This is a genomic window from Flavobacterium cyanobacteriorum (assembly GCF_002251835.1).
GTDB classification, from domain to species: Bacteria; Bacteroidota; Bacteroidia; order Flavobacteriales; family Flavobacteriaceae; genus Flavobacterium; species Flavobacterium cyanobacteriorum.
The window spans coordinates 1-5,263 of sequence record NZ_NOXV01000119.1 but is presented as its reverse complement, the minus strand read 5'-3'; the positions used below and the strand labels follow the sequence as shown (position 1 = coordinate 5,263).

7 protein-coding genes are annotated in these 5,263 nt (G+C 37.5%); all 7 read left to right on the top strand.

Annotated features, from left to right (window positions below; translation table 11 throughout):
- The first annotated feature begins 210 nt into the window (after nucleotides 1-210).
- The gene (locus CHU92_RS01510) at nucleotides 211-711 is read left to right on the top strand and encodes a hypothetical protein (protein ID WP_094411898.1); all 501 of its coding nucleotides are present in this window, start codon (nucleotides 211-213) and stop codon (nucleotides 709-711) included.
- Nucleotides 695-1,336: a hypothetical protein gene (locus CHU92_RS01505; protein WP_094411896.1), complete on the top strand. Its 642-nt coding sequence runs from the start codon at nucleotides 695-697 to the stop codon at nucleotides 1,334-1,336. Before CHU92_RS01510 ends, CHU92_RS01505 begins: the two co-directional genes overlap by 17 nt.
- Before the next feature lie 246 nt (nucleotides 1,337-1,582).
- Nucleotides 1,583-1,849, top strand: a complete 267-nt coding sequence (locus tag CHU92_RS01500; RefSeq protein WP_094411894.1) for a hypothetical protein — start codon at nucleotides 1,583-1,585, stop codon at nucleotides 1,847-1,849.
- Nucleotides 1,850-1,889: 40 nt separating this feature from the next.
- Nucleotides 1,890-3,068 (top strand): acyl-CoA dehydrogenase family protein, encoded by a 1,179-nt coding sequence (locus CHU92_RS01495; RefSeq protein WP_094411892.1) that lies wholly within the window; start codon nucleotides 1,890-1,892, stop codon nucleotides 3,066-3,068.
- A gap of 174 nt (nucleotides 3,069-3,242) precedes the next feature.
- On the top strand, nucleotides 3,243-4,028 hold the full coding sequence (locus tag CHU92_RS01490; RefSeq protein WP_094411890.1) for a DUF3050 domain-containing protein: 786 nt from the start codon (nucleotides 3,243-3,245) through the stop codon (nucleotides 4,026-4,028).
- Nucleotides 4,029-4,057: 29 nt separating this feature from the next.
- Nucleotides 4,058-4,699 carry a hypothetical protein gene (locus tag CHU92_RS01485; protein ID WP_094411888.1) on the top strand — a complete coding sequence of 214 codons (642 nt, stop codon included), beginning with the start codon at nucleotides 4,058-4,060 and terminating at the stop codon, nucleotides 4,697-4,699.
- 193 nt (nucleotides 4,700-4,892) lie between these two features.
- The coding region (locus CHU92_RS01480) for a DUF6705 family protein (protein ID WP_129582975.1) at nucleotides 4,893-5,263 on the top strand (371 nt) is incomplete at its 3' end.

Below are 5,263 nucleotides of genomic sequence, written 5' to 3'. Positions count from 1 at the left end.
TTTATTGATTTTTAATCAATTATGTTTTTTGTCGTGTACTAAATAATAAAACCTAAAATTGTAAAAGAAAAGAAGCTACAATTATCAAATAAACAAAAATATCAATTTATTACAGTTATTTTAGGAGAAACACACAATGGAGATAAAGAGCTTTGGGATATTGGGTGGGTATATTTCAATCTTATTACATCTTTAGGATTTGAAAAAGGTATGAAAAGATCGTCATTTTACAATGATAAACCTGATAATTATAAATTGTTTATGTATTTCTTTGGTGAGGGCGAAGAATATAAAAATGATAAAATGAGCAATGGCAAAACTATTAAACAATGGTGTGAAACTGATTATTTTAAAAATGGATTAGCGAAAAAAGCTAAATTAACTGAACTATATATTATCGATAATATGCTTTCTGATGAACCTATGAATCCATTTCCTAAATGGTATGGACAAGGTTATTGGCGAGATTTAAATCTTTTGCCACCTAAAAAAAATTCAAAATGGTATCAAGCACGCACATATTATTGGCTCCAAGTTGACAGGAAACAAAATAAAGTTAAATATGAGTATATAAAATTATTAGATGATGGATTTAACACATCTTTTATATTTGATGAAGATAATATAATAAAATTTTTTAAAGAAAATCCAGAGCTTCTTCCTAAAGACATGTCAACAGTGAAAGAATTTTACTATGAAAAATCTAATTAGAATTTGTATTTTATTGTATACGACATTACAATTATTATCATGTAACAGAAAAGAAAAGAGAATAACGCTTGATAAGATAATCAGTACCACAATTACAGATTATAAACATACTGACAAATATGATTCTAAAATAGCAATTTCAGATTCACTATTAGTAATATATAATTATGGAATTACACATTCGTCCTTTAACCCAACTGATAGTATAGTACTTTATTATGATAAAGGTGTAAAACAAAGAACTAATCTCCCTTTTAATCAGATAGTAGTAAAAAACAATCTTAAAAGCAATAATGTAAAATTTCTTTTTACAAAGGACAGTGATTATGATACTACTGATATATCTAAAAATAGTTTACATAGTATAGCAAAAAGAACAAGTAAAAACTTCACTGTCGAGTATTTAAATTCTGATGGAAATGATTATTTGAGAATATACAAAGATGGTTATAACAACATAATTAAAGTCAAACATTATGTAAACAACATCTTTCCTCCAAAAATAGAATTATATGATGTTACCGGAGATGGTATTGAAGAGGTTTTTATTTTTAATCCTGAATTTTCATATTGGGATGGAATAGATTACAAATTAGATATATATAAAGTTGATTTTATAGAATAACAATATTTCACTTTTTTTACAATGGGTATATCGTTGGGTAAAGGGTAATCCTCGATACAATTTTTGTCCTAAACTCATTACGGCAACGCTTAATTTCAACGCAAATGAAAAAAAATTATTCTAATACTTCTCATATTTATTTCACATTCTGGTTTATCCCAGGGAACTTCTTATGAACATGTTAAAGACTCTTTACTATACAAAGATTCAAAAGGCAATCTATACCTAAAGCATAAAATTGTTATTATGAGAAGAGAAGACTATGATGCAAAACCAGTCATAAGATATTTTAATTCAGTAAGCTTAAAGGAAAAAGTTTATGAATTATCTGAGCTTGTAGATATTAAAACATTTCGCAGAATGAATGACGACAAATTTGTAGACAAAAATCTAATATATAACTTCAGCGGGCACCCCAACACTTTTCCTCAAATTCGCGCAACCAAAAACATAAGTGATGGGATTCTTTCCATTTTCATTAAAAATCATCACATTTTTTTATGGATTTGTTAGGTTTGTTCTTTACTTTTGCCTCATTAAAAATAAAAAGAACATGAAACCCGATCTTTTCCAGGCACCTGATTACTACCTGCTTGACGAATTACTGACCGACGAGCAGAAAATGGTGCGCGATGCCGCCCGTGAATGGGTAAAACGCGAAGTATCACCTATTATAGAAGACTATGCCCAAAAGGCTGAGTTCCCTAAGCAGATAATTCAAGGTTTGGCTGACATTGGCGCTTTCGGGCCTTATATCCCGGAAGAATATGGCGGCGCGGGCCTTGACCAGATATCGTACGGCCTTATTATGCAGGAAATTGAAAGGGGCGACAGCGGTGTACGCTCTACTGCATCAGTACAATCATCCTTGGTTATGTACCCTATATGGAAGTACGGCAATGAAGAGCAGCGCAATAAATACCTGCCCAAACTGGCTTCGGGTGAATTTATGGGCTGCTTCGGGTTAACGGAGCCTGACTATGGTTCTAACCCTGGCGGTATGGTTACAAATTTTAAAGACAAAGGCGACCATTACCTGCTTAACGGCGCCAAGATGTGGATATCGAATGCACCCTTTGCCGATATTGCGGTTGTTTGGGCCAAAGATGAAACGGGGCGTATACACGGTTTGATTGTAGAACGTGGCATGGAAGGTTTTTCAACGCCTGAAACTCATAATAAATGGTCGCTTAGGGCTTCGGCTACAGGCGAGCTTATATTTGATAATGTAAAGGTTCCGAAAGAAAACCTGCTGCCCAACAAGTCGGGCCTCGGTGCGCCGCTTGGCTGCCTGGATTCAGCAAGATATGGTATTGCATGGGGTGCTATTGGCGCTGCCATGGACTGCTATGACACGGCCCTAAGGTATGCTAAAGAGCGTGTACAGTTTGATAAGCCTATTGCAGCAACCCAGCTGCAGCAAAAAAAGCTGGCTGAAATGATCACTGAAATAACCAAAGCACAACTCCTTACCTGGAGGCTTGGCGTGCTCCGCAATGAGGGCAGGGCTACATCGGCACAAATATCAATGGCCAAAAGGAACAATGTAGAGATGGCCATAAACATAGCCCGAGAGGCAAGGCAAATATTAGGCGGTATGGGCATTACAGGCGAATATTCAATTATGCGCCACATGATGAACCTGGAAAGTGTTATAACTTATGAAGGTACACATGACATACACCTTCTGATCACCGGGCTTGACATTACCGGACATGCAGCCTTTAAATAATTCGCTTATATTATTATATGTAAAGGGCTGTAAAAATTACAGCCCTTTTTTATTACTAAATTTATGTATTGTTGAAGCAGCCAATGCATAAGAAGGCATTATTTTTGTACTGATAATCAATATGCATGCATAATTAAATATGCGATGCTTTTATAAATTTGTAAAAATTCAGCTATGAACATAGATATTATCAACAGTAGTATCCGTCCCCAAAAGGAGCTCCTGTTACAGCACCCACTATACAACAAGGTAAAAACCATTGACGACCTGAGGCATTTCTTGGAAGGGCATGTATACGCAGTTTGGGATTTCATGTCGCTGCTGAAAGCCCTTCAGGCAAAGCTTACCTGCACGTCAACACCATGGCTGCCGGTAGGCAACCCTGAACTGCGGTATCTTATCAATGAAATTGTGCTTGCCGAAGAAACTGACGTTAATGCTGAAGGCAAAAGGCAAAGCCATTATGAAATGTATGTTGATGCCATGAAGGCATGTGCGGCCAATACTGCCGGGATTGAAGATTTCCTTACCGATGTAGTGGAAACGCAGAATATATTTGTTTCTATAAAGAAAAGCAGCCTGCATCCTGATATCAAGGCATTCCTTGATTTTACATTCAGGGTAATTGACCGCGGCAGGCCACATGAAATTGCAGCTGCCTTTACATTTGGGCGTGAAGACCTTATACCTTCCATGTTTACTGAAATACTGCGGAAGTTCCAGCAAAATTTCCCGGAAACAAACCTGCGGAAACTTATCTATTACTTTGAAAGGCACATTGCGCTTGATGCCGATGAGCACGGGCCGATGGCCATGCAGATGATAAATGAGCTTTGCGGCAACGACGCTGAAAAATGGCGCGAAGCTGCTGAAGTAGCCATGATGGCCCTCGAAAAAAGGATTGGGCTTTGGAACGCCATTGAGGAAAATATTATGAAACATGATATGGCGCCGATATAATATTCAGCTTAAAAATCGCTTTGCAACAGTTGTATTTTTATTTATTAAGAGTTTTTGATTTTAATAATAAGCTAGCTGACCTCAAAACCAAGGCAGCATCCCAAAATACTGAATCGGCTTATGCGCTTTTTAGCACTATCAATAACGGCTTTTCAATTTCGGGGGAATTCACCGGAACTGAGAAAAACCCTGAAGTTAGTATTGAAAGGGCTATTACACAAGAACAAACTGTGGTAAATTGTATTGGGGCAATGCACTGCCACCTTGACCCTCTGCCCGGACAGGCGCCACGGACTTATAAAGTTTTTTCCTTCTCTGACATCCTGGGCTTTGCCAAAATTGTATCCCAGTCCACTAACGAGCAACCTGATTTTGGCTTATACGTTACTTCCGGGGCAGGCACATTTGCCCTGAAAGTTAATTCTAAAATTACTTTTAGAAATAATTTATATCGGATGACTGTGACACAAGATGCTTATGAAAGAGCTTTTAATAAATATTTAACAAAAGAAAATGATTTAGATACCCAGATATTAGGGCTCCTCAACTTCATGAGCTCTGAATTCAACGGTGATATAGGCCTGGAATTGTACCAACAAAAACCTGATGGAAATTGGGAAAAATTAGAATTAGCCCCATCCGGCAAAACCTTTAACCGCATATCTTGCTAAACTCTTACATTATGAAAAATATAATTGTCTACCTGTGTTTTGTGTTTTCGGCGGCAACCGCCCAAAACCTTCCGGTGCTTTCTACCACCTCGCTCAATAACCCTTTCATCGATTTTGAACATTGGAAAAAAGGCAACTATGCCAAAGATACCGGCNAAACCTTTAACCGCATATCTTGCTAAACTCTTACATTATGAAAAATATAATTGTCTACCTGTGTTTTGTGTTTTCGGCGGCAACCGCCCAAAACCTTCCGGTGCTTTCTACCACCTCGCTCAATAACCCTTTCATCGATTTTGAACATTGGAAAAAAGGCAACTATGCCAAAGATACCGGCAACACCCGCGACCAGTATGTTGGCACCTGGCAGTACAGCCAGGGCAACACGGTGTTCCAAGTACGCATCTTTAAGCAGGACCAGGTATTGTTTGACCGCGTGTTCAACGGACAGGTAGAGGACTATGGGTACCTTGACTGTGTAATCCTTAAGTACCGGCTGGTAAAAAACGGCGTGGTTATTTTTGATAATCTGGCTTCTACTTCTTATAATACAGATGAATCGTA

Bases quoted from the DNA above. Each gene is read 5' to 3' on its own strand.
- CHU92_RS01510 (WP_094411898.1), top strand. From the start codon at position 211: ATGAAAAGATCGTCATTTTACAATGATAAACCTGATAATTATAAATTG.
- CHU92_RS01505 (WP_094411896.1), top strand. From the start codon at position 695: ATGAAAAATCTAATTAGAATTTGTATTTTATTGTATACGACATTACAA.
- CHU92_RS01500 (WP_094411894.1), top strand. From the start codon at position 1,583: ATGAGAAGAGAAGACTATGATGCAAAACCAGTCATAAGATATTTTAAT.
- CHU92_RS01495 (WP_094411892.1), top strand. From the start codon at position 1,890: ATGAAACCCGATCTTTTCCAGGCACCTGATTACTACCTGCTTGACGAA.
- CHU92_RS01490 (WP_094411890.1), top strand. From the start codon at position 3,243: ATGAACATAGATATTATCAACAGTAGTATCCGTCCCCAAAAGGAGCTC.